The following is a 20,710-nucleotide window of genomic DNA, read 5'->3' as shown; positions in this document are numbered from 1 at the left end:
GACTCGGACTCCTAGTGATCGTGTGATGCGCCAGACTTTTCAATGTCGGCTTTTAAGATGTAGCTATTATCGGTCACGTATTCAGTACCAGGCTTTAAGCCACCAAGCACTTCGACCCACTCACCGTCTTGACGGCCAAGCTCCAGCATACGGACTTCGTACTGCTCTCCGACCTTAGCAAAGACGACGGTAAAATCACGAAACCCTTGTAATCCGACTCTTTTAACCGCCAATGGCACCTCAATGGTTGCGACTTCAATACTGGCATTTACAAAACTGCCCGCAGTCAAAACCCTGTTAGGATCGGCAAGTTTGACCCACGCAATACGGGCTTGATCGTCACGAACCTCTGGTTCAATAAAGCTAATGGAACCTTGATAGGTTTCCTCCACACCCTCGACGTTGATAGTGACAGGTGCACCTAAGATGACACTTTGATAATCAATGGGGTACACAGCAAGCTTAGCGATATAGTGACTGTTATCGGTCAGTGTCAACAACTGACGCCCTAGGGTTTGTTCTCCATTGTTGGCGAACAATGCTGACACCACGCCATCGGACGGCGCTTTAATTTGATAGGGTTTTAAGCTCTCATTACTTTCTACAGTCAAAAGGGTTTGCCCCTTTTTCACCCTGTCACCCAGTCCAACATGTAACTGGGTAATTTCGCCGTCAAAACGTGCCGCAATTGCACGTTGCGTCCCGACGGGTAGCGCCAATGTGCCATAGGCTGGGATGGTTTGATGCAATGTGGCAGGGCCTGCAAAACCAGTGTGAATCTCCATCGCACTGGCAACAGCCTGCTCGATAGTGGTACGGCCTTCAAAGTTGTCATACTGCCAACGGTATGTTTTACCTTGGTATTTCGCCTCAATGGTGACGATAAACGAATGGGGTTCATAGATCTCCATATCACCACGGAGAAAATCACCCTGCGCATTAAAGCGAATGTCATCCACCACATTGCCTAAACGGGTCAATTTCACACTCAAATCGACGGTCTTAGGATCGAGCGGTTTCCCCTCAAAGCTCGTCCAAACACGGAACTCAGGGGGAACGCCCGTTTCAAAAATGGCGAGCTCTAGTGCAAAATCGCCCTCACGCAGCATACGTCCACGATGCGGCCCTTTTTCGGGTTCAGCTTGCTCGGCAACGGGCGCTGAGGATGCCATTAAAGGTGTTGAAGCGACGGCATTAATACCCAGACTGAGCAGTATCGCCAAACTCAATGACGAAAAGGTGTTGTTATTCTTCATAGGTAATCTCACTGAGAAATGGATGTGCCTGTTAGGCGTTGAATTTCAATGTGTTGTAAATGCAAACTTTCAAAGGCATCCAGCAACTGATATTGAGCACTGAGTAATTCCCGATACACGTCATTGTATTGGTTGTAGCTGAGCAGACCTTTATCAAAGGCATTGCTTGCCTCAGACAGAGCTTTTTCAAGGGTTGGCACTATGTCACTGCGCACTGTATCGATAACATGTGCAGAATGTGCCATTTCCTGTAACAGCACATACAACTGGGCATCCTGAGCCTGCATTAATGCGTTTTGCTCATTGGCGAGTACATCTTGCTGTGCTTGTAAGGCGGCTATGGTTCCCGCATTACGGTCACTTGAACCCCAAGGGATAGAAATACCCGCGACTAAGCCAAAATCATCACTCGCCTCATAGCGCCTCACGCCAGCGGTCACTTGCCACTGCGGCTTAGCTTCTATTCGTGCGAGCTCCATTTGCGATTGAGCAATGCGTTGCGCAGTCGCAAACTGTTGAAAACGAGGATGCTTTTTTAACAAGTTAAGCTGACTGTCAACTGATGGCACAGCAGGCATATCAAGCAGATTGCCGTTGAAACGATAGGATGCCTTAGGCTTTCCCCACTGTGATGCCAATTGATATTGGCTGGCTTTGAGTTCATGCTCGATATCTTCGACGGCCAAGCCACGACGGATAAGCTCAGCCTTTGCCAACTGTGTTTCAACCGCAGAACTCTTTCCCGCTTGCACACGTTTAGCAACGGTTTTGACAACCTCTTTTGCCTGCTTTTCTGCTATCAGATTGAGCTTGAGGCGTTCTTGCTTCACTAACAAATCAATAAAATGTTTAGCCACCTGTGAAGACAAATCCAAGGCTTTGATTTGTTTTTCTATCTCTAATTGAGTGGCCTCTGTTTTAGCCGTGTTAACACGACTATCAATCAAATCTTGTTGCAGTAACCATGAAAAACTGAGCGTAGATTGCATACTTTTCAGAGCACTGTGTTCACCAGTACCCAGGGCATCCTCAATCATCAAACCTATTTCAGGCCGCTCACCGACACTTGCCTGCTGTATTCGCCCTTCCATCACGCGCTGCTGCGAGTTGAAAATCTGTAATTCTGGGTGTTGCTGAAGTGTCAAAGTCACAGCATCGGCTAAGGTGAGTGTTTGTGGCGCTTCATTCGATACCGCAACGGCAGGGAATACTAAACACATTCCTAGCACAATGGCGGAAAACCGATAGCTAATCGGTTTTTTAGTTCTGACGTTAAAAAGCAAGTCTCTCATTCCCAATCCTTAATTAATGGGTGAAGAAGGTTTCGATAATGTGGTGAAGGCTATCGACAGTTGAAGCGGTTAAAAGTGGGACGATGGCTAAGAATAACAACGTTAAACTGATCGCCAATCGGGAAGACGTTAACCTAGGTTGAATCAGTCGCTGTACTCGAACACTGGTTTGATCGTTACCGAAATAACTTGTCTGTAAACCATCACAACCAAGAGTTACGCTTCGCTGCATTCGAGCTACATTTATCAAGGCTTGAGCGACATCTAGATTGTCATGCTCAGTGGTCACAGCATGATCTGCAAGCTGTTCAGTCAACAGGGTAAAATGTCCGATTAAATTGCGTTTGGCCGCTTTCGGATAAAAACCAGCAAATGCAGCAAAGATGACTTTAAATAAAGGGTCTCGAGCCACGACATGCGCCATTTCATGTCGAACAATAATATCGAGTTGCTGTTCTGTAACCTTTTCTTGCAATCCTGTGGTCAGGTAAATCTTAGGGGACACTAGACCTGTGGTGAAGGCCGCAGGAATTGCTTGTGCTAACGAATAATAGCGCTGCTGAGTTATAGTCACCTGAGGTTGGAACTCTGATAATCCAATCAGAGATGCCATTGTTGATGATTGCTTTTTACGTACATAAATGGTCGAGATCATCGACCATATCAAATAACCGAAGGCCGACAACAAGGTAAAAGCATGCCAACTGCTGAAGCTAAAGATGTCGACGTGATGCCAATGAGCGAATTCATTTAACCAAGCAGTAGAAAACAACTCTTGCTGCCTTGGCCAGAAAAAGGCAGCACAGCTTATGGCTACCCACCAAGGTACAGTAACCAAAGCCCATAGGATAACTTTACGTAACCTAAAAGTAAGATGCTCGAATCTTGGCAAAGTTAATCGTAGGGCGATCGAGATGCACGCAACACTGATAGCAAATGCCAGCACTGCAACACTCAATAAATTTAGTGCTATCGCTAAATCGCCAACAAACATAACCCTAATTATCCTTTCCGAAGTTTACGTTGTTCTTCAATTAAATGTTCTAGCATATCGAGTTGGGCATCATTCAGATTAGCTGATGCGGAACTAAATGCCGCAATGAGACTATGCTCACCTTCTTCGACAAAGTCGCTAGTGATATTGGTAATAAGTGTAGCGATCAACGCTTCTCGGTCGACTTTTGCCCTGTAAAAATAGGCATGTCCTTGCTTGGTTCGACTCAGCAATCCTTTTTTAAATAAGCGTTCTAAAGTGCTCTGAATGGTATTAAGAGAGTTCCCTCTAGAGACACCAAGCACAGCATGTACTTGCTTTGCATCAGCTTCAGATTCTGTCCACAGATGCTGCAAAACCTGTTTTTCTAGTTCACCTAACTGCATAACACTTTTCTCTTTCCATAATGAACGATATAATGACAGAACAAAAACCGATAGGCAATCGGTTTTTGTCTATTCAAGGAGAGGACACTATGGGCTGGTTAATTACGAAGTATCTGATCACAGCTGCTATAGTCGTCGCCGCTTCTGAGCTTGCTAAGCGCAGCGATAAACTAGGAGCGCTCATCGTCGCGCTACCATTAGTCACTATTTTGGCAATGATTTGGCTCTATGTTGAAAAACAGCCAATGGAGAAAATAGCAAACCACGCGTGGTACACATTTTGGTATGTTGTACCGACTTTGCCTATGTTTTTGATCTTTCCCTCTTTATTGCAGCGCTTTGATTTTTGGCCATCCTTACTCATTGGTGTAGTGATAACCGTACTTTGCTTTGGGCTGTTTGCACTGCTCGTAAAATTATTTGGGATAAATTTAATCTGAAAGCACAGTATTCTTAATGAGAGGGGCACTCTTTCAGATTACTAAAATTTGGTCAATCAACGATTATTTATTATGACTTTTTGAAGGCGGCTAAATCGCTTTGGGGCATAAATGAGTTAGAACCCCAACTCTAATTTTTGAGTTTCGGATTAAAATTTCTCTGGCGATAACGCCAGCAACAGGGATTGGCAAACGCGTAGCGTTTGACAATCCCATTGCTTGCTTTTGTTAGCCCCTTGTCGCAGAAACTTTGGCCATAAACTCTTTTATTGACAGAATTGCTGTGCCTTGGCCGCCCGGTATACGCTCAATAGAAAACTCTGAGTCTTCATAGCCCTTGCCTGTTTGTATGCGGAGGCGGCAGTCCTTTGCTGAAACCATGCGCTCTAGAAGAGTGTACGGAATGACAACGGTATTTTGGCTGGATGTGTAAATGTTTTTTGACACAGAGTTGTAGCCGCTGCTGTCAAGGTTTGTTGGGCTTCCCGTGGAGTGTGAAGATATTTCTCCGTCGATGTTAATGTCTATGCCAGTAAGGCTTAGGTATGCCGTGCTGCTACTGGTGATGCTGGAGTCATATGCAAGAATTAAGGCAACATACTCCGGTGATTTGCTAGACCAACGTGCCCCAAGCTTAATGCTGTTTCCCCAAGAGCCTTTTGTATAAAGAAATGTTGGGGAAACAGAAATAATTGTCGCGTTATCAAAAGTTGATTTTTCTTGCGACACAACTCCAAGGCCAGCAGCTTTAGACATAGTGTCAGCCATGCTAGTACAGCCGGTCATTCCGAGCGCAATAACCGTTCCTATTAAAATATTTTTGATCATGTGATTCTCCATTTTGGGCTAACGCCTTGCTCACCGGAAAACCGAAGCGCAGCGTAGGTTTGTCCGGTGCAGCAAATTGTTCATTTGGTGCAGAACTTGTTCCACACTGATGCGAAATCATCGACTTCATTTTGCAAGAAGGTCATATCTGGTGAACCGCCCGAAACGAAATGCTGAAACCCAACAAAGCCGCCAAATGAGTTTTTAGAATTAACTTGGCCGCAGGTCATTGGAACATTGTCTGCACCACGAAAGAAATATACGTCCTTGAATTCTGCCGATTTTGGATCTTTGAGCCTGGCAAGTACAGCATCCTTTCCTTTTTCAATCCAAGCGTACTCTTTGTACTTTTCATCTTGAGCTGCTTTCTTCTCAGCATCTCTCTTCGCTTCTTCTGCTTTTTCGACTTCTCGCTTCTCTGCTCTCGCAGCCTTTTGCTCAGGAGTCATATTCGACTCCTGCTGATATGCGCCATAAACAGTAATGACGATAAAGGCTAATACAGCCCATGTAAGGAAAGACGTTTTCTTCGGTGGCTTAGCTCCACACTTAGGACATGACTTCGCCTTTGTGCTTACCTGCTCTCCACATTCTTTACATTTTACGAGTGCCACTCGATTTCTCCTTTTTGAACATAACGTCTTAGTATTGATGCCCTGTGCTGTTTGCTGGGCATCAATCGATTGTTGGACTTGGCCGCTGCCACATCCGTACTATTTGGTATTAATCATGCTATAGGAATTTGCTTTTTTACGGTAGGGGGTTCTTTAACCGATTGAGGACTAATTGCTTGAATTATTTTGTGCTTTAACCTCCTCTGCAACGGTTTTGGCCGTGTTTAGTGTTGCCGATGGCGCGTGTTGGCCCGTAAGTTCAAGTGTCAAACATGACTCTTCCCCTGCATCGGCATCACGCCATCCGCTCTCATCCCTCACACGTTAACTACCGCTTACGTTATCCTCTAGTTCAAGGCAACCCTGCGGCGCGAGGCGACGCAAACTGAGCTGTATTTATCAGTAACTCAGCAGGCTTTATTATCCCCTGGAATTGCAGATGACCGTGCTGACATGTTGGGCAGAGCCACGTATAGAGCTCCTTCACCGCTGGACTCGCGATGGCTGGCTGAGATTGATGCAAGTGTGGCTTGATGAGCGCGAGTTTTTTACGACGGCACGCGTTGGCCAGAAAGCCAAAATGCCGCACTCGCATAAATCCTTTCGGTAAAACATGCAGTAAATAGCGGCGAATAAATTCATCGCCACTGAAATCGTAGACACTTACTAGCATTACGAAAATTAGGTCTAAAATCCAGTACCAAGCAGAACTGGTTCAGTCATGCGAAACAAGTTTTGGGGCATTCTATGAGCACCAAACGAATTTATGCTTTTACAGCAATATCCAATTTCCTATGTATGAAAGAAGCAGTGGACAAAATATCTAAAGCATCTTGTTCGCTCATTACCCAATATTTTTTAGGCGCATGAGCAACCGGATTGCGTACTGCCCCAAACAGTCCGACAAGCATATTGCTAAAGCCTTTCTGTTCACTTATTTCTGTTTCTGTAGTTAATGAGTTGATTTTTAGTACCGGATTTTTAACAGAAAATGCTGAATTTACGAGTTCAGCACCATCTGTTGTTAATAGGGACATATCACGAATTCTTTGCGCTATACCTTTTATGGCTTCTAGAACTGCATGAAAGTAGTTTTCATCGAGTAATTCAGCACGACAATACTTAAACACTTCTGCGTGAGCACCTCTATCTTCAAGCTTTACTCTAAGCGCTCCAGCTTTCTCTCTTGCCCCTTTAAGGGTCGTCTCTTTGGCTATTCGGATAGTTTTTCCATCCTCTCGGACGTGAAAACCTGAGAAAGATAGAACCACGTTCAGCTCAGACCGACGCCATTCAAATTTTTCCTTATCTCGAGCATAGTTAACAGGATTCAATGCACGATTAATAAACATAATTAGATGATTGCCAACTTGATATGTATTTTGAGCATCGACTAAAGAGTTAAATAACCTCTTCCATTTGGTCATCGTTGGGCTGATATCATGGATGTTGCAATCCTGAATTAAATATCCTAACTCTGGACCCGTTAAGCCTCTTTCAGTGTCAGCAAGCACTCGGCAAGCCGCCTCTAGAGTTTGTGCATTGAATGGTTCAATTCGTTCCATGACTTTGTCTGTATAATTCCAATTGGTCAACTTGGTTCATAATCTGCTATTAGGAAAAGTAGGTCAATAACTAGCGCGAGAGTGTGGTCCTAGTTCGGGGGCTAGCGCATTTAGGGGCAATAAACGTGCCAGAACTGATCGGCCTGACACGAGTTGGGACATTTCCATATCAGTGAATCAGCTAATTTAGTAATTCGGGGATTACTCTGAGTAAAGCAAAAAACCTTACCATAGTCGCTTTTTTAGTTGCTATCTTCTTTGTTCCAGAATTTAACTCTTGTTTTTCGGGAAACTTCATCTAGAACTGGTTTAAGTTTTGAATACATCACAGGATCTAATGCTTTAATAAAATCCCACACTTCAGCTTTCCTTTCTCCAAGGAACTTATTTCGGTGCAATGATTTTACTAGGGTATCAAAGACTAAACGATGATCGTCTTCTAAGTGGCTGTGTGATGATAGATACTCTTTGCATTCATCAGTAACATCTTTCCACATCACTTGTTTATCAGCTTCACGATCAAAATGTGCAGGAGTGAGCCTGTGTGGAAGTTTATTTCCCATAATAGGGATATTGGCACGTTTAAAAATTTCACCAATTAGCTCTGAACAAAAAGCTTTATGAGGACTGCCTGAAACGAAAAATTTATGGTTATAAGCTTGATCTAAAAAATAAAATCCAGCAAGAGCTAGCGTATCACGCTTACTTGCAGGTAAATGCTTCAGGCGAATAACTCTCCAGTCGCCTTTTACTTCATTAAATTCATCTAATACAAACTTGAGATGAACACCACCATCTCCAGTAGCGTGTATAAAGCATCCATCACCGAGACAAAAAAGAACATGGCTTGACTTAGTTCCGAGGTGGATAAACTGTTGTATAGCTTGTAGTCCTGCAGAAATAATCCCCTCACCTCGAACAAGCATCACATCGCCTAATTGCATTGGTTCTCCTTTTATGTGTAGCAAAGCCTTGCCAAGTTGAGGATAACATAACAAGACCCAAGCAAAGCCCTGAAGAATCCCCTGATGATTTACAAATAAATCATCAAATTAGGGTGGAAGCGCATCTTGTTGCATGATCAAATGGTTTCGCTAAAAACTACACTTGGACAACAAGATGCGCGAAGCCAATATCCTACAACATTCTTTACACCAATACTGCCCAGAACTTCACCTAAAACGATTAAACAGCTTGATGCTGGCCTCTAAGGCACTGATTGAATGTAAGACACTGACCTTGACTGAGTTAGGTCGAAATTTACCAACCACGGCCCGAACCAAGCACAACATCAAGCGCATTGATCGTTTGCTCGGCAACACGCATCTGCATCAAGAACGGTTAGCTGTCTACCAATGGCATGCCAGCCTCATCTGTTCTGGTAACCCTATGCCGATTGTGCTCGTCGATTGGTCAGACATCCGAGAGCATAAACGCATCATGGCTCTGCGCGCCTCAATAGCCTTCAATGGCCGCTCTATTACCCTGTATGAGAAGTCCTATCCCCTATCAGAACAATGCTCTAAGGCCTCCCACAACGGTTTTTTAGCGGACTTAGCCAAGATTTTACCTTTGCATGTTACCCCTCTCATCGTGACTGACGCGGGGTTCAAAGTGCCTTGGTACAAAGAGGTTGAGGCGCATGGTTGGTTTTGGCTAAGCCGTATTCGCGGTACAGTTCAATTATAGAGCTCGCGAAACTGGCGGAGCTGTGTTTTGGTTTAGTCTTCTTACCGATTAATAGGTAGTGGAATTGGAGTGTAGAATCTTTTGTAGTGATGTGATGGACGCCTCAGCACCTAAGCTTGCAGTATTATGCCAAGCTTAAAGCTGACAAATAGTTCTGGAGGTTTCCATCATGGATATTAAAGTTATTGGTATCGATTTAGCCAAAAATGTTTTTCAAGTTTGTGTTTGTCTTATGGATAACTCTGTCATGAGTAACAAAAAGGTTAACAGAAACAAGCTGCTCGATAAAATTAGACAATTCCCCGAAGGTAGCCTTATTGCTATGGAGGCCTGTGGTACGGCGCATTACTGGGGAAGACAATTTCAAGCTCTTGGTTATCAAGTGCAATTGATCCCTGCTCAACATGTTAAGCCATTTGTTGCAAACCAAAAGAATGATGCCAACGATGCCCTCGCTATATGCGAAGCGGTTTTCAGACCTAATATCCACATGGTTCCAGTTAAAACTGTTGAGCAACAAGACATTAAAGCATTACGTTGTGTACGTAGTCGTCTCGTTCAAAATCGAACCGCCATGGTCAATCAAATTCGAAGCCTAGCGAGCGAGTCTGGTGTGATCTTCTCTGTCGGCAGGTTGCAATTACAAGCGTCACTTAGCCGTATTTTAGCAAATAATGAGCATGAACTGTCTCATACGCTTCATTACCTGTTAAAATTTTTATATGAAGATTTATGTGTTTTAAATGAAAGAATTAATCAAATCGAGCTCGACATTAAAGCGCTATGTCAAATCCAACCTCGCTACAATGCATTGCTGTCGATCCCTGGCTTTGGACCATTAGTCACAGCAAGCTTTATGAGTGAATTAGGTTCGGGTCATCAATTTAAAAATGGCCGGCAATTATCTGCATGGTGTGGCTTAGTGCCATCGCAATCGAGTTCTGGTGGAAAAGTTCGACTAGGATCGATCACGAAAAATGGCAGCTCAGAACTACGTGTTTTACTCATCCACGGCGCCAGAGCCGTTGGCCGATTTGCGAGCAAACGTGATGATAGACTTGGGCGATGGTTTAATGCACTTGCGTTAAGGCAAGGTCGACACAAAGCCGTTGTCGCATTGGCCAATAAAATAGCGCGTATAGGATGGCGGATCCTCACGAGTAACGATAATTTCGACGTTAATAAAGCGTTTGCGTAAGACGTTAAGCATCACGTAAAAGTTTACATGCACTGATGAATAAACGGTCAACCGTACCTATTAGAGCCTGACTTGACCAAGGCATTAAATGCCGATGTAGTGATAAGGTAATGGGTTTCGGATTTACATCATGGCGCGGGTAAAAAGCCTATTTAGACGCCGAATATATGGTAGTGAACCAATCATTCAAAAGTGTTGTAAAAGCTGAGGCGTCCATATATGGGTAGTGTTCATAATTCTGTGTCATTTCAGTAAAATATTCAAAAACAGGAATGACACATGACCCAACCTTTTAACTTCGAACAAGCCCTTAAAGATCTGCAATCAGGTAAAAGCCTCACAGGTAAAGACAGCATTCTTGGTCCACTGATCAAGCAACTCACTGAAGCGGCTCTCCAGGCTGAGCTTGAGCAGCATTTAGCGCATGATCCTCAGCCTAATCGTAAAAATGGCAAAACCTCTAAGACCATTAAGTATCCGTCCGGTAACTTTGAGTTAGACGCGCCTAGAGACCGCAATGGCACCTTTGAGCCTCAGTTGATTAAGAAAAATCAAACTACGCTAACCGATGAAATCGAACGTAAAGTGTTATCGATGTTCAGTATAGGTATGAGCTATCGCGATATTAATCAACATGTTGAAGATATGTATGGGCTCAATGTGTCTAACGCAACAGTCAGTGCTATCACTGACAAACTCATCCCCGAACTTAAAGCGTGGCAACAGCGCCCATTAGATAGCCATTATCCTATCGTTTGGCTTGATGCGATACATTACAAAGTCAAAGAGGATGGGCGTTACGTCAGTAAAGCCGTTTACACATTGTTAGCGCTTAATATGAAAGGAAAAAAGGAAATTTTAGGGCTTCACTTGTCCGAAAATGAAGGCGCTAATTACTGGCTATCCGTACTGACCGATCTTAATAATCGTGGTGTAAAAGATATTCTTATCGCCTGTGTTGACGGTTTGACCGGTTTCCCTGAGGCCATAGCCAGTATCTTCCCTCATACGGAAACACAGCTATGTGTTATCCACCAGATCCGCAACTCAATGAAGTATGTCGCCTCAAAAAATCAGAAAGCGTTTATGGCTGATTTAAAGCCTGTGTATCGAGCCGTGAGTAAAGAAGCCGCAGAGATGGCATTGGACGAACTGGAGGCCAAATGGGGTGATGCTTATCCGCTGGTAATCAACTCTTGGCGTCGCAAATGGCATAATTTGTCCCATTATTTTAAGTACCCAGAACATATCAGGAAAGTGATTTACACGACCAATGCGGTTGAGGCTGTGCATCGCCAATTTAGAAAGCTCACCAAAACCAAAGGTGCTTTTCCTAATGAAAATAGCTTGTTGAAGCTACTTTACGCAGGCATATTAAACGCCTCAGATAAATGGACCATGCCAATCCACAATTGGAGCCTTTGTTTATCTCAGTTAGCGATTTATTTTGAAGGACGTTTAGATAGCGTGCTGGAAATTTAAAAATTAGCCTGACACAGAATTTTGAACGCCCTCCATATATGGTCAAATAATTTTGGCCACCTGATTAGATGATAAAATCTGGCTTCATGCAGAAAACGAATGTCTGCAACTAAGGCAAAGCAGATATTCGTTTTTCCAATATCTCTGCTTTTAAACAACCGCTTTTCGCTCTTAGCTGACTTTAAGCCATATCCCCAAACTTCATTTCTTGCAGTACTTGAAAAAGCTCAGCGCGCTTCCCATCTTTTGTAAGCATGCTGCGAGGACTTTGTCCGTCTAGCCTCGGTATTGGCGTATCCAGCCACTCTTTTATCTTGGCGGTGTCATTACCAAAGAAAGTGAGAAGCTCCTGCTCGAGCTGTGCTTTTGAATAAGCTTTATTCTGCTGGCTAATAACATCATTTCGATCAGTCAATAACATCATGCCGATCACGATTTTTCTTCCCGCATTTACAACATCTTTGTTTTACTCTGCTTGATCGGCATGCGTCAAGTTTGTGCCCTGTTTTCGCATCGATTCACCCGTTAACGTCACTCTCACAGCACGATGGATCAGCCTGTCTAAGATGGCTTCGGCAAAAGTTGCTTCACCTATCATGGCGTACCATTTATCCACTGGCAGCTGGCTCGCTACCAAGGTGGATACCTTGCCATGACGGGTATCGATGATCTCCAGTAGATTACTGCGTTCGCTCGCATCCAGCATTTCCATGCCCCAGTCATCTAAAATCAAGATCGCAACTTGAGTCAGTTGTGTTATCAACTTAGGGTAACTGCCATCGGCTTGGGCGAGTCGCATTTCCTCAAGCAACGTTTTTAAGCGATAGTAGCGCACACCCATGCCTTGGCGGATGAAGTAACGTCCCAGAGCGCAGGCCAGATAGCTTTTGCCACACCCTGCCGCGCCGGTTAGCAGTAGGTTTTGTTGATGCCTCAGCCAGTGACCTTCTAGCAACTGGCGGATCTGTGCGGGGGTAAACCCTCGACTGGCACGATAGTCCAGTTGCTCGATTTGCCCCATCAGCCTAAAACAGGCTTGTTTTTCTAACCGATTGATTTTGCGTTGCTCTCTTTGTAGCAGTTCGTGACTGAGCAGCAGTTGTAGCCGCTCTTCAAAACTCATGTCTTGATAAAGCATGGCTTGCTCTTGTTGTTGTGCGAGCGCTTGCTTCACGCCACCTAAATGCAGTTGGCTAAGTTGTTCTTCGACGCGTAATTGCATCTTTGTCTCCTTGTTATTTATTGACGTTAGTGGAAGTAGCTCTCACCATGCACGTTGTCGTGGCTGATGGCTTGCAGTGGGTCGTGCTTGTTGGTGTAGATTGGCTGCTGCTCTAAGCCATTTTTAAGCATGGCGCGAATGTTGTGCAGGCGGTTAGCCCCTGTCAGCTGGCCCCGTAAACAGGCCGCTTCTAGCCGGTCTTTACCGTAGGTTTTGCTTTGCCCTAACAGTGCCAAGCAGGGCCTTACCGCTTGGGCCGGATGCTCGGCTTGCCGGATAAACTCATGCACCCAATGTGCGGTATAGGGCCCTATCGAGGCAGCCCAGTGGTGCAAGCGTTCGGGCGACCATTCGAGCAGTGCCTGGTGATGTGCGGGCATATGCTCGCTCAGGCTCGTGTGTTGACCTTTACGCTGACTGCGTACATGCTCGGCGACTACCTTGCCATGGTGATAAAACACCAGGGTATGCTCCGTGATTTGTACCGTTAATCGCTTACCCTGTAAGGCGTAAGGGACTGAGTAATAGTGTTTTTCTATATCAACATGGTAATCCTTGCCCACGAGTACCTGTTGCACTTTGGTGTACTGATAACGGTAACTGGGTAAGGGCTTTAGCGCAGGCGCATCCAACTCGGTAAACAAAGATGCACGACTACCGGGGAGCTTTTGGAAGGGCTTTTGATTGAGGCGCGTCAACAACTCACCAATGCGCTGGTTGAGCTGTGCTAGGCTATGGAACACTTCATGGCGCAGCACCGCCAAAATCCAGCGGGTGACGATTTGTACGCCGACTTCAGCCTTGGATTTATCTTTGGGCTTACGGGGACGCGCCGGCATGATCGCTGTGCCGAAATGGGCGGCTAACATTTGATAGGTCGGATTCAAGTCTGGATCGGTATTGCGTGCCACACTGACGGCACTTTTGAGGCAATCGGGTACCACTAATTGCGGCACACCGCCGAAGAACTCAAATGCCCGTTTGTGGCTCATTACCCAGTCTTCGAGCTGTTGTGAGCGAGTCGCTTCGGCGAAGGTGTAGTTAGATGCACCCAATACCGCGACAAAGATTTGAGCCTTGTAAAGCAGTTCCCCAGTGTGCGGATCAATGATGGGCACCGTTTGCCCACAATAATCGACAAACAGTTTTTCTCCGGCGATATGGGTCTGACGCATCGACGGTTGCAACACGCTAGCCCACTCTTTATACAAGCGACAAAAGTGGTTATAGCTGTAATGTGTTTGGCCGTTACGCTCAGCATACTCTTGCCATAATCGCTCAAGTGTCATGCCTTTTTGGTCCGGTCGTTTTAACTCCTGATGCAACATGGCCCAGTTAGGCAGGGGTTTGTACTGTTTTTTATGCACAGTTTGAGTGTTGAGAAAGGCACGTTCCAAAGTGACATCGTCCCAGATATCACTGAGTGGCCAGTCATGGATCCCGAGGTGTGCAGCACGGTTAGCATAATAGGATACCGTGCTAGGGGAGACATGAAGGCTAAGCGCAATCTGCCTGTGTGATAGGCGAGCCTGATATTTTAGGCGCAGAATTTCTTTCAGTTTTCTCACAGTAATAGGCCTCGCAGACATGCACTTTCCTCAGATTAAATGAGCAGAAAGTGCGGGTTTAACGAAGCGAGGAGAAAAAGTCACGCAATAACATGCATGTCGATCAGGGTTTACCATAAAGAAGCAAAAGTGATCGGTTTGCGATGTTATTGAGCGATCGACATGAATGTTATTGGATGATCGGCATGAATGTTATTAGGCGATCGCCATGCATGGTAATACGCATTCTGCTGCATGTGCTTACCTTAACCACGTTTGGCAAATGGCTAGTTTGAAAGGCATAAATCCGGGTGGCCTTTTTATCCCGCTCACAGGCTGGGGGAACGTTGCTCCGGCATCACTACTCCAGTTTCCTGGTCCCGGTCTGTAATGACAATTTGATTATAAGTTTAAATAAGCATGGCTTCACAGCTGTATTTAACTTTGTACTGCTTTACTTCGCGACAGGTAGATCCTGCCAGTTGGTAGTGTATGCAGGCGACAGTAATTCACGCTTCATGCTCCAATCCTGTTTGGTACCTTGGCTGGCAAACCAAATGGTCTTGCCATGCTTGGCATTTAAGTTATCTATCAGCTGCATTAATTGCTGGTCTGATTCTTTTTTAATGAGCGGCTCATCAAAAAGCCCGGGTTGATATACGCCTGGGTCGTAAAAGTCTGACAGCATCACGCCGGCTTTGGCGTAGCGGTATCCATCCAGCCAAAGGCCATCTAATAACTGCATTGCCTTGGCAAGGAAAACCCGGGTGTCGCTGGTTGGGCTATCAAGTTCGACGCTTTTACTGGCGCTGTAAGGCGCGTCTTTATCGCTGAAGGGGCTGGTACGCAGAAACACGGTTAAGTACTTTGCTTCCTGCTGCTCCTGGCGTAGCTTTTTACAGGCACGGCTAATGTACTCGCTAATCGCTTCACGCATTTGTTGTTTGTCGGTGATTCGTTCGCCAAAAGCCCGGCTGCTGACAATCTGCTTTTTCGTCGGCGCCATTTCCTCCAGTGCTATGCAAGACTCGCCATTAAGCTCTCGCACGGTACGCTCTACCACTACCGAAAAATGTTGCCGGATAAACTTAGGGTCGGCATCGGCCAGCTGCAATGCGGTGTCGATGCCCATTTGTTGCAGCCGTTTGGTAAGCTTTCCGCCTATGCCCCAAACCTCACTAACCGGAAGTAAGGCTAGCAGCTTACGCTGTCGTTCTTTGCTGGTTAAGTCGACTACGCCACGGGTTTTAGGCCAGGTTTTCGCTGCATGGTTTGCCAGTTTTGCCAATGTCTTGGTTGGCGCTATGCCAACACATACAGTAATGCCGGTGCACTTTTGCACTATTTGCCTTACCGTTAAACCAAACTCCGTCAGGTTTTGGCTGAAATCTACTCCGGTCAAATCAAGAAAGGACTCGTCGATAGAATACACTTCAACCTGGGGCGCCATGCTTTCCAGTATGCTCATAACCCGCTGCGACATATCTGCATAAAGGGCGTAGTTAGATGAGAAGGCCACTACGCCCTGCTTTTGCATTAGCTCACGCACCTGAAATACCGGTACGCCCATTTTAATACCCAGCTTTTTCGCTTCTCGGGAGCGAGCTACCACACAGCCATCATTGTTAGACAGCACAACAACAGGTGTATCCGCCAAGTCCGGACGGAATAGCTTTTCGCAGCTGGCGTAAAAGTTATTGCAGTCAACCAAGGCGAATATGTGTTGGCTCATTTGCGTTTCATTTGCCGGATAACGTTAGTCACCACGCCAAAAATGCTTAGCTCTTCGCCATTACGTGGCCGTATTGGTTTGTAAGCTGGGTTACGAGGCAGTAAAGCAAGAGACGGGCGCGTGCAAAACTCTTTTACCGTAAACTCACCACCAACAGCGGCAACCACGATATCGCCATGCTCGGCATCAATAGAGCGGTCTACCACTAATACGTCGCCGTCATAAATGCCGGCCTCAATCATCGAGTCGCCCTCTACACGAACAAAGAAGGTCGCATTAGGGTGGCGGATACACAGTTCATTTAAATCGAGTGTGCGCTCGACATAGTCTTGCGCAGGTGAAGGAAACCCGGCTTTTACCGGGTCGCCATATAGCGGGATCTTACGTTTTGGCCAAACACTGGCATCACCAAGGTATACTGCTGACATACGAACCTCAAAACTGTATATAAACACAGTATATCATCCAGGTATAAATTGCCAATCACGACAGACCAAATTAAGAGTTTCCGTTAGGAACAATTTTTCTCACCAAACCTGCATAATCCGTAGACAGGTTTGTCATAACTAAACTGCAGTTATTGTGGAATCCTCAGCATGTGGTAAGTTGCCTAAGATGAGTGTTACTTTGTTACAGTCATTTGTTTAATATCTATTTTTAAATGTTAAATTGGCCATTTGACGTGGCGTCAACGCATGGTCTTCAAGTACTATTCTGGAAACGAATTAAAAACGCATGGCAGCGATAAAATTTTCAGGGCTGCCAAGGTATACAGAACAACTTTGGTTGGAAAATAATTTTATGTCTCAATCTTCAAACAACCTGGCTTCAGAATCCTGGGCTATTGCCGACTTACTCCGTGGTGATTTTCGGCAAAGCCAATATGGCCGCATTATTCTGCCGTTTTGTTTATTGCGCCGCTTAGAATGTGTACTTGCACCAACCAAAGATGCCGTGCTGGCTAAGTTTGAAGAAATACAGGCCATGAACCTGCCGGAGGAAGCGCAGGAGAAAATGCTGTTGCGTGCCACAGGCGGGCTGTCATTTTTCAACACCTCGAAAATGGATCTGTCCAAACTGGGTGAAACCGGCATTAAGGCCAACTTAGAAAACTACGTTAATGGCTTTTCTAAAGATGCCCGTGAGATTTTTGAGCACTTTAAATTTATGGAGTTTGTTGGCTTACTAAACGACGCCAACCTGCTTTACAAAGTGGTGCAGAAAATCCGCACCATCGATTTAAGCCCCAAAGCTATCTCGAACCACGATATGGGCCTGGTGTTTGAAGAGTTAATTCGCCGCTTTGCAGAAAGCTCTAACGATACCGCCGGTGAGCACTTCACCCCACGGGATATTGTGCGCCTCACCACGTCCTTAGTGTTTATGGAAGACGATGAAGCCCTGACTAAACCAGGCATTATCCGCACCATTTATGACCCAACAGCGGGCACAGGCGGCTTTTTGTCGGCAGGTATGGAATACGTGCATGAACTTAACCCGCAAGCGGTTATGCGTGCCTACGGGCAAGAGCTCAACCCTGAAAGTTACGCCATCTGTAAAGCCGATATGCTGATTAAAGGCCAGGAAGTCAGCAATATTAAGTTGGGCAATACGCTGTCAAACGATCACCTGTACGCCGACAAGTTTGACTATATGCTTTCTAACCCGCCTTTTGGCGTGGACTGGAAAAAGATAGAAACCGCCATTCAAGACGAACATAAGCTTAAAGGCTTTGATGGCCGCTTTGGCGCAGGGTTACCGCGTGTATCTGACGGCTCGTTGCTGTTTTTAATGCACCTGCTAAGCAAGCTGCGTGATGCAGCCGAAGGCGGTGGCCGTATTGGTATTATCCTCAACGGCTCGCCACTGTTTACCGGTGGCGCGGGTAGCGGCGAGAGTGAAATTCGCCGTTACATTTTAGAGGCCGATTTATTAGAGGCCATCGTCGCACTGCCGACCGATATGTTCTACAACACCGGCATATCAACTTACGTGTGGGTGCTATCGAATAAAAAAGCCAGTGAACGCAAGGGCAAGGTGCAGCTGATTAACGGCACGGATTTATGCAGCAAAATGCGTAAATCTTTAGGCTCTAAACGTAACTGGATGGATGAAGAAGATATTGCCACCATAACCCGCGCCTTTGGTGATTTTGACGCGGTAGATGCCTACAGTTTAGATAAAGCTGCCGATGTTAAAAGCAACCGTGGCCGTCAAGCGACATCACCTAAAGCCGATGTGCCCAAAACCTTCGCCAGCAAAATATTTGCCACGCACGAATTTGGCTACCGCCGTATTACCATTGAGCGGCCCTTGCGCTTATCCGCCCAATTTACCACTGACGCCATCGCCTCCCTGCGGTTTGCCAACGGCCCACTAAAGCCCGTGATGGAATGGATTTACCAACATATTGGCGATGAATGGACAGACGCCACCTATGGCCAGCTTGCCAGCCATGAAGACGCTATTCGCAGCAAAATTAAAAAAGATTTTGCCGAGTTAAAAGAAAAACTGATTAAAGACGTGCTCAGTGCAGACATTTGGCTGGCACAAAAAAAACTGCTGGAAAAAGCGCAAACGCTGCACGCTTTTTTCACCACAGACAGTGGCGATGGCCAGCATGACGACTTTAACGAGTTTGATAAAACCCTGACCCAAGCGCAAAAAACAACCGGCATAAAGCTGGATGCCAAAGAGCGAAAACAATTGCTCGATGCCATTACCTGGAAAAACCCAGACGCCGAACCCATCGTGAAAAAAGTACTGAAGGACAAAGCTAACCCGCAGTACGGCAAGTTCAGCTACAAAGGCAAAGTAGTTGAGTTTGAAACCGATGGCGACCTGCGCGACAACGAGAACGTACCGCTTAACCCCAGCCTAAGCGTGAATGAGATTAACGAAGCTTACTTTCAAAAAGAAGTAGCACCTCATGTGCCTGATGCCTGGATAAACCCGGATAAGCGCGATGCTAAAGATGGCGAAATCGGTATTGTGGGCTATGAAATTCCGTTTAACCGGCATTTTTATGTGTACCAGCCGCCACGCCAATTAAAAGAGATTGATGCGGATTTGGATAAGGTAACCGCGGATATTCTGGCACTGTTGCAAGAGGTGCATTCGTAATGGGCAGATATCAGGCGTATCCTGAATATAAGGATTCTGGCGTGAAATGGGTCGGTGAGATCCCCAAAGACTGGGAAGTAAAACCTCTATTCTCAGTCGCTTCTACCAACAGTTCAAAAAACGCAGATGGTGTAGAGACAAATGTATTGTCGTTGAGCTATGGCCGCATAATTAAACGAGATGTTGAAGACAATTTTGGACTACTCCCTGAATCGTTTAACACCTATCAATTAGTGTCAAAAGGCGACTTAATTCTTCGGTTGACTGATCTTCAAAATGATAAACGCAGTCTTAGGGTTGGGTATTCCAATGAAGTAGGAATAATCACTTCAGCATATTTAAAGCTCGTCGCTAATAAAAACACCTTCTATGATCGTTACATGTACCGTTTATTGCACTCGTATGACACAACAAAAGTGTTCTATGGCATGGGGGGCGGTTTAAGGCAGTCAATGAAGTTTGAGGACATGAAGCGATTAGACATGTTAATGCCGTCATTTGAAGAACAACAAAAAATCGCCAATTTCCTCGACTACGAAACAGCAAAAATCGACACGCTGATTGAAAAGCAACAACAACTGATTCAACTGCTAAAAGAAAAGCGCCAGGCCGTGATCAGCCATGCCGTCACCAAAGGCCTAAATCCTAATGCACCGATGAAAGATTCTGGTGTGGAATGGTTGGGGGAAGTGCCGGAGCATTGGCATATCGGTAAAATAAAGAACCTATCACATGTTATATCAAAGGGGACAACGCCATCAACAATGGGGGCCGAATTTGAAACAAGTGGGATAAGGTTCTTAAAAGCCGAGAATATTGGCAAAGGATTTTATGCAACCTCACAACCTGAATTCTATATATCAAAACAAACCGATGAACAGTTGGCTCGAAGCAGATTAAGAGATAGAGATGTTTTAGTCATAATCGCTGGAGCCACGACAGGTCAAGCATCGCTCATCAATGAAGAACTACTTCCAGCCAACACAAATCAAGCAGTGAGTTTTATTCGCCCGATTAATGCAAAATATTCTGAATATATTGTGTACTGGCTTTCAACTGAATACGCACAAAGCAACATTTGGCAAAATGCGGTTCAAGCAGCGCAGCCAAATCTTTCAATGGAAACGCTGGGGAATATATATATTCCTATACCTCCAGAACAAGAAGTGATAACTCTCGTTTTTGAAATCCAGAAACAACTATTGAGATTTTCTCATGTCATCCAAAATGCTGAAAAAGCGATACAACTTATGCAAGAACGCCGTACTGCGCTTATTTCAGCAGCGGTAACCGGCAAAATCGATGTACGCAATTGGCAAGCTCCACAAATATAAATAAAGGG

Annotated in this window: 18 protein-coding genes and 2 pseudogenes; 6 read left to right on the top strand and 14 right to left on the bottom strand. The window is 45.4% G+C overall.

The window, feature by feature from the left end; genetic code table 11:
• Window positions 1-11 precede the first annotated feature (11 nt).
• Genes N7386_RS23220 through N7386_RS23205 form a run of 4 tightly spaced genes read right to left on the bottom strand, consistent with a single transcriptional unit; the run spans window position 12 to window position 3,928 of the window.
• On the bottom strand, window positions 12-1,256 hold the full coding sequence (locus tag N7386_RS23220; protein ID WP_023266965.1) for an efflux RND transporter periplasmic adaptor subunit: 1,245 nt from the start codon (window positions 1,254-1,256) through the stop codon (window positions 12-14).
• 8 nt (window positions 1,257-1,264) lie between these two features.
• Entirely contained in the window at window positions 1,265-2,548 is a 1,284-nt protein-coding gene (locus N7386_RS23215; protein WP_023266966.1) for a TolC family protein, read from the bottom strand.
• Between the two features lie 13 nt (window positions 2,549-2,561).
• The gene (locus tag N7386_RS23210; RefSeq protein WP_023266967.1) at window positions 2,562-3,542 is read right to left on the bottom strand and encodes a M56 family metallopeptidase; all 981 of its coding nucleotides are present in this window, start codon (window positions 3,540-3,542) and stop codon (window positions 2,562-2,564) included.
• Between the two features lie 8 nt (window positions 3,543-3,550).
• Window positions 3,551-3,928: a BlaI/MecI/CopY family transcriptional regulator gene (locus N7386_RS23205; RefSeq protein WP_011711700.1), complete on the bottom strand. Its 378-nt coding sequence runs from the start codon at window positions 3,926-3,928 to the stop codon at window positions 3,551-3,553.
• A gap of 89 nt (window positions 3,929-4,017) precedes the next feature.
• Here N7386_RS23205 and N7386_RS23200 point away from each other — a divergent pair, with 89 nt between their 5' ends.
• On the top strand, window positions 4,018-4,368 hold the full coding sequence (locus N7386_RS23200; protein ID WP_037426010.1) for a DUF3147 family protein: 351 nt from the start codon (window positions 4,018-4,020) through the stop codon (window positions 4,366-4,368).
• Between the two features lie 228 nt (window positions 4,369-4,596).
• Here N7386_RS23200 and N7386_RS23195 read toward each other — a convergent pair whose 3' ends face one another.
• The 5 genes and pseudogenes from N7386_RS23195 to N7386_RS23175 form a co-directional block, all read right to left on the bottom strand.
• Window positions 4,597-5,196 (bottom strand): hypothetical protein, encoded by a 600-nt coding sequence (locus N7386_RS23195; protein WP_147289694.1) that lies wholly within the window; start codon window positions 5,194-5,196, stop codon window positions 4,597-4,599.
• 80 nt (window positions 5,197-5,276) lie between these two features.
• Window positions 5,277-5,810, bottom strand: coding sequence for a zinc ribbon domain-containing protein (locus N7386_RS23190; protein WP_101095837.1), 534 nt, complete (start codon window positions 5,808-5,810; stop codon window positions 5,277-5,279).
• 352 nt (window positions 5,811-6,162) lie between these two features.
• Window positions 6,163-6,453 (bottom strand): annotated as a pseudogene (locus N7386_RS23185) (transposase); the annotation flags it as partial.
• A gap of 121 nt (window positions 6,454-6,574) precedes the next feature.
• Window positions 6,575-7,375 (bottom strand): TIGR02391 family protein, encoded by an 801-nt coding sequence (locus N7386_RS23180; protein ID WP_208191126.1) that lies wholly within the window; start codon window positions 7,373-7,375, stop codon window positions 6,575-6,577.
• Between the two features lie 242 nt (window positions 7,376-7,617).
• On the bottom strand, window positions 7,618-8,319 hold the full coding sequence (locus N7386_RS23175) for a YiiX/YebB-like N1pC/P60 family cysteine hydrolase (RefSeq protein WP_279771418.1): 702 nt from the start codon (window positions 8,317-8,319) through the stop codon (window positions 7,618-7,620).
• Between the two features lie 175 nt (window positions 8,320-8,494).
• Between N7386_RS23175 and N7386_RS23170 the strand changes: the two are divergent.
• The 3 genes and pseudogenes from N7386_RS23170 to N7386_RS23160 all read left to right on the top strand — a co-directional run.
• Window positions 8,495-9,058, top strand: a pseudogene (locus N7386_RS23170) (IS4-like element IS10A family transposase); the annotation flags it as partial.
• A 175-nt stretch (window positions 9,059-9,233) separates the two neighbouring features.
• The gene (locus N7386_RS23165; protein ID WP_224020808.1) at window positions 9,234-10,262 is read left to right on the top strand and encodes an IS110-like element ISSba8 family transposase; all 1,029 of its coding nucleotides are present in this window, start codon (window positions 9,234-9,236) and stop codon (window positions 10,260-10,262) included.
• 279 nt (window positions 10,263-10,541) lie between these two features.
• Window positions 10,542-11,744 carry an IS256-like element ISSod4 family transposase gene (locus N7386_RS23160; protein ID WP_032482388.1) on the top strand — a complete coding sequence of 401 codons (1,203 nt, stop codon included), beginning with the start codon at window positions 10,542-10,544 and terminating at the stop codon, window positions 11,742-11,744.
• A 181-nt stretch (window positions 11,745-11,925) separates the two neighbouring features.
• Here the strand turns inward: N7386_RS23160 and N7386_RS23155 are convergent, their stop codons facing one another.
• The 5 genes from N7386_RS23155 to umuD form a co-directional block, all read right to left on the bottom strand.
• Entirely contained in the window at window positions 11,926-12,168 is a 243-nt protein-coding gene (locus N7386_RS23155) for an antitoxin Xre/MbcA/ParS toxin-binding domain-containing protein (RefSeq protein ID WP_279771473.1), read from the bottom strand.
• Window positions 12,169-12,210: 42 nt separating this feature from the next.
• On the bottom strand, window positions 12,211-12,966 hold the full coding sequence (istB, locus tag N7386_RS23150; protein ID WP_088586649.1) for an IS21-like element helper ATPase IstB: 756 nt from the start codon (window positions 12,964-12,966) through the stop codon (window positions 12,211-12,213).
• Window positions 12,967-12,992: 26 nt separating this feature from the next.
• On the bottom strand, window positions 12,993-14,555 hold the full coding sequence (gene istA / locus N7386_RS23145) for an IS21 family transposase (RefSeq protein ID WP_106650296.1): 1,563 nt from the start codon (window positions 14,553-14,555) through the stop codon (window positions 12,993-12,995).
• 412 nt (window positions 14,556-14,967) lie between these two features.
• Window positions 14,968-16,245, bottom strand: coding sequence for a translesion error-prone DNA polymerase V subunit UmuC (gene umuC / locus N7386_RS23140; RefSeq protein WP_279771413.1), 1,278 nt, complete (start codon window positions 16,243-16,245; stop codon window positions 14,968-14,970).
• Window positions 16,242-16,673, bottom strand: coding sequence for a translesion error-prone DNA polymerase V autoproteolytic subunit (gene umuD / locus N7386_RS23135; RefSeq protein ID WP_140906935.1), 432 nt, complete (start codon window positions 16,671-16,673; stop codon window positions 16,242-16,244). Before umuD ends, umuC begins: the two co-directional genes overlap by 4 nt.
• Window positions 16,674-17,046: 373 nt before the next feature.
• Here umuD and N7386_RS23130 point away from each other — a divergent pair, with 373 nt between their 5' ends.
• Window positions 17,047-19,368, top strand: a complete 2,322-nt coding sequence (locus tag N7386_RS23130) for a class I SAM-dependent DNA methyltransferase (RefSeq protein ID WP_279771411.1) — start codon at window positions 17,047-17,049, stop codon at window positions 19,366-19,368.
• Complete coding sequence (locus tag N7386_RS23125) at window positions 19,368-20,702, top strand: restriction endonuclease subunit S (RefSeq protein WP_279771409.1); 1,335 nt, start codon at window positions 19,368-19,370, stop codon at window positions 20,700-20,702. The genes N7386_RS23130 and N7386_RS23125 overlap by 1 nt, the downstream gene beginning before the upstream one ends.
• Window positions 20,703-20,710 lie beyond the last annotated feature (8 nt).

This window comes from Shewanella sp. GD04112, from assembly GCF_029835735.1.
Lineage (GTDB): Bacteria > Pseudomonadota > Gammaproteobacteria > Enterobacterales > Shewanellaceae > Shewanella.
This window is presented reverse-complemented; position numbering and strand designations above follow the sequence as displayed.

Bases quoted from the DNA above. Each gene is read 5' to 3' on its own strand.
- istB (WP_088586649.1), bottom strand. From the start codon at position 12,966: ATGCAATTACGCGTCGAAGAACAACTTAGCCAACTGCATTTAGGTGGC.
- N7386_RS23165 (WP_224020808.1), top strand. From the start codon at position 9,234: ATGGATATTAAAGTTATTGGTATCGATTTAGCCAAAAATGTTTTTCAA.
- N7386_RS23200 (WP_037426010.1), top strand. From the start codon at position 4,018: ATGGGCTGGTTAATTACGAAGTATCTGATCACAGCTGCTATAGTCGTC.
- N7386_RS23195 (WP_147289694.1), bottom strand. From the start codon at position 5,196: ATGATCAAAAATATTTTAATAGGAACGGTTATTGCGCTCGGAATGACC.
- N7386_RS23210 (WP_023266967.1), bottom strand. From the start codon at position 3,542: ATGTTTGTTGGCGATTTAGCGATAGCACTAAATTTATTGAGTGTTGCA.
- N7386_RS23205 (WP_011711700.1), bottom strand. From the start codon at position 3,928: ATGCAGTTAGGTGAACTAGAAAAACAGGTTTTGCAGCATCTGTGGACA.
- N7386_RS23155 (WP_279771473.1), bottom strand. From the start codon at position 12,168: ATGATGTTATTGACTGATCGAAATGATGTTATTAGCCAGCAGAATAAA.
- N7386_RS23220 (WP_023266965.1), bottom strand. From the start codon at position 1,256: ATGAAGAATAACAACACCTTTTCGTCATTGAGTTTGGCGATACTGCTC.
- N7386_RS23160 (WP_032482388.1), top strand. From the start codon at position 10,542: ATGACCCAACCTTTTAACTTCGAACAAGCCCTTAAAGATCTGCAATCA.
- N7386_RS23175 (WP_279771418.1), bottom strand. From the start codon at position 8,319: ATGCAATTAGGCGATGTGATGCTTGTTCGAGGTGAGGGGATTATTTCT.
- N7386_RS23125 (WP_279771409.1), top strand. From the start codon at position 19,368: ATGGGCAGATATCAGGCGTATCCTGAATATAAGGATTCTGGCGTGAAA.
- N7386_RS23130 (WP_279771411.1), top strand. From the start codon at position 17,047: ATGTCTCAATCTTCAAACAACCTGGCTTCAGAATCCTGGGCTATTGCC.
- umuD (WP_140906935.1), bottom strand. From the start codon at position 16,673: ATGTCAGCAGTATACCTTGGTGATGCCAGTGTTTGGCCAAAACGTAAG.
- N7386_RS23215 (WP_023266966.1), bottom strand. From the start codon at position 2,548: ATGAGAGACTTGCTTTTTAACGTCAGAACTAAAAAACCGATTAGCTAT.
- umuC (WP_279771413.1), bottom strand. From the start codon at position 16,245: ATGAGCCAACACATATTCGCCTTGGTTGACTGCAATAACTTTTACGCC.
- istA (WP_106650296.1), bottom strand. From the start codon at position 14,555: ATGTCTGCGAGGCCTATTACTGTGAGAAAACTGAAAGAAATTCTGCGC.
- N7386_RS23180 (WP_208191126.1), bottom strand. From the start codon at position 7,375: ATGGAACGAATTGAACCATTCAATGCACAAACTCTAGAGGCGGCTTGC.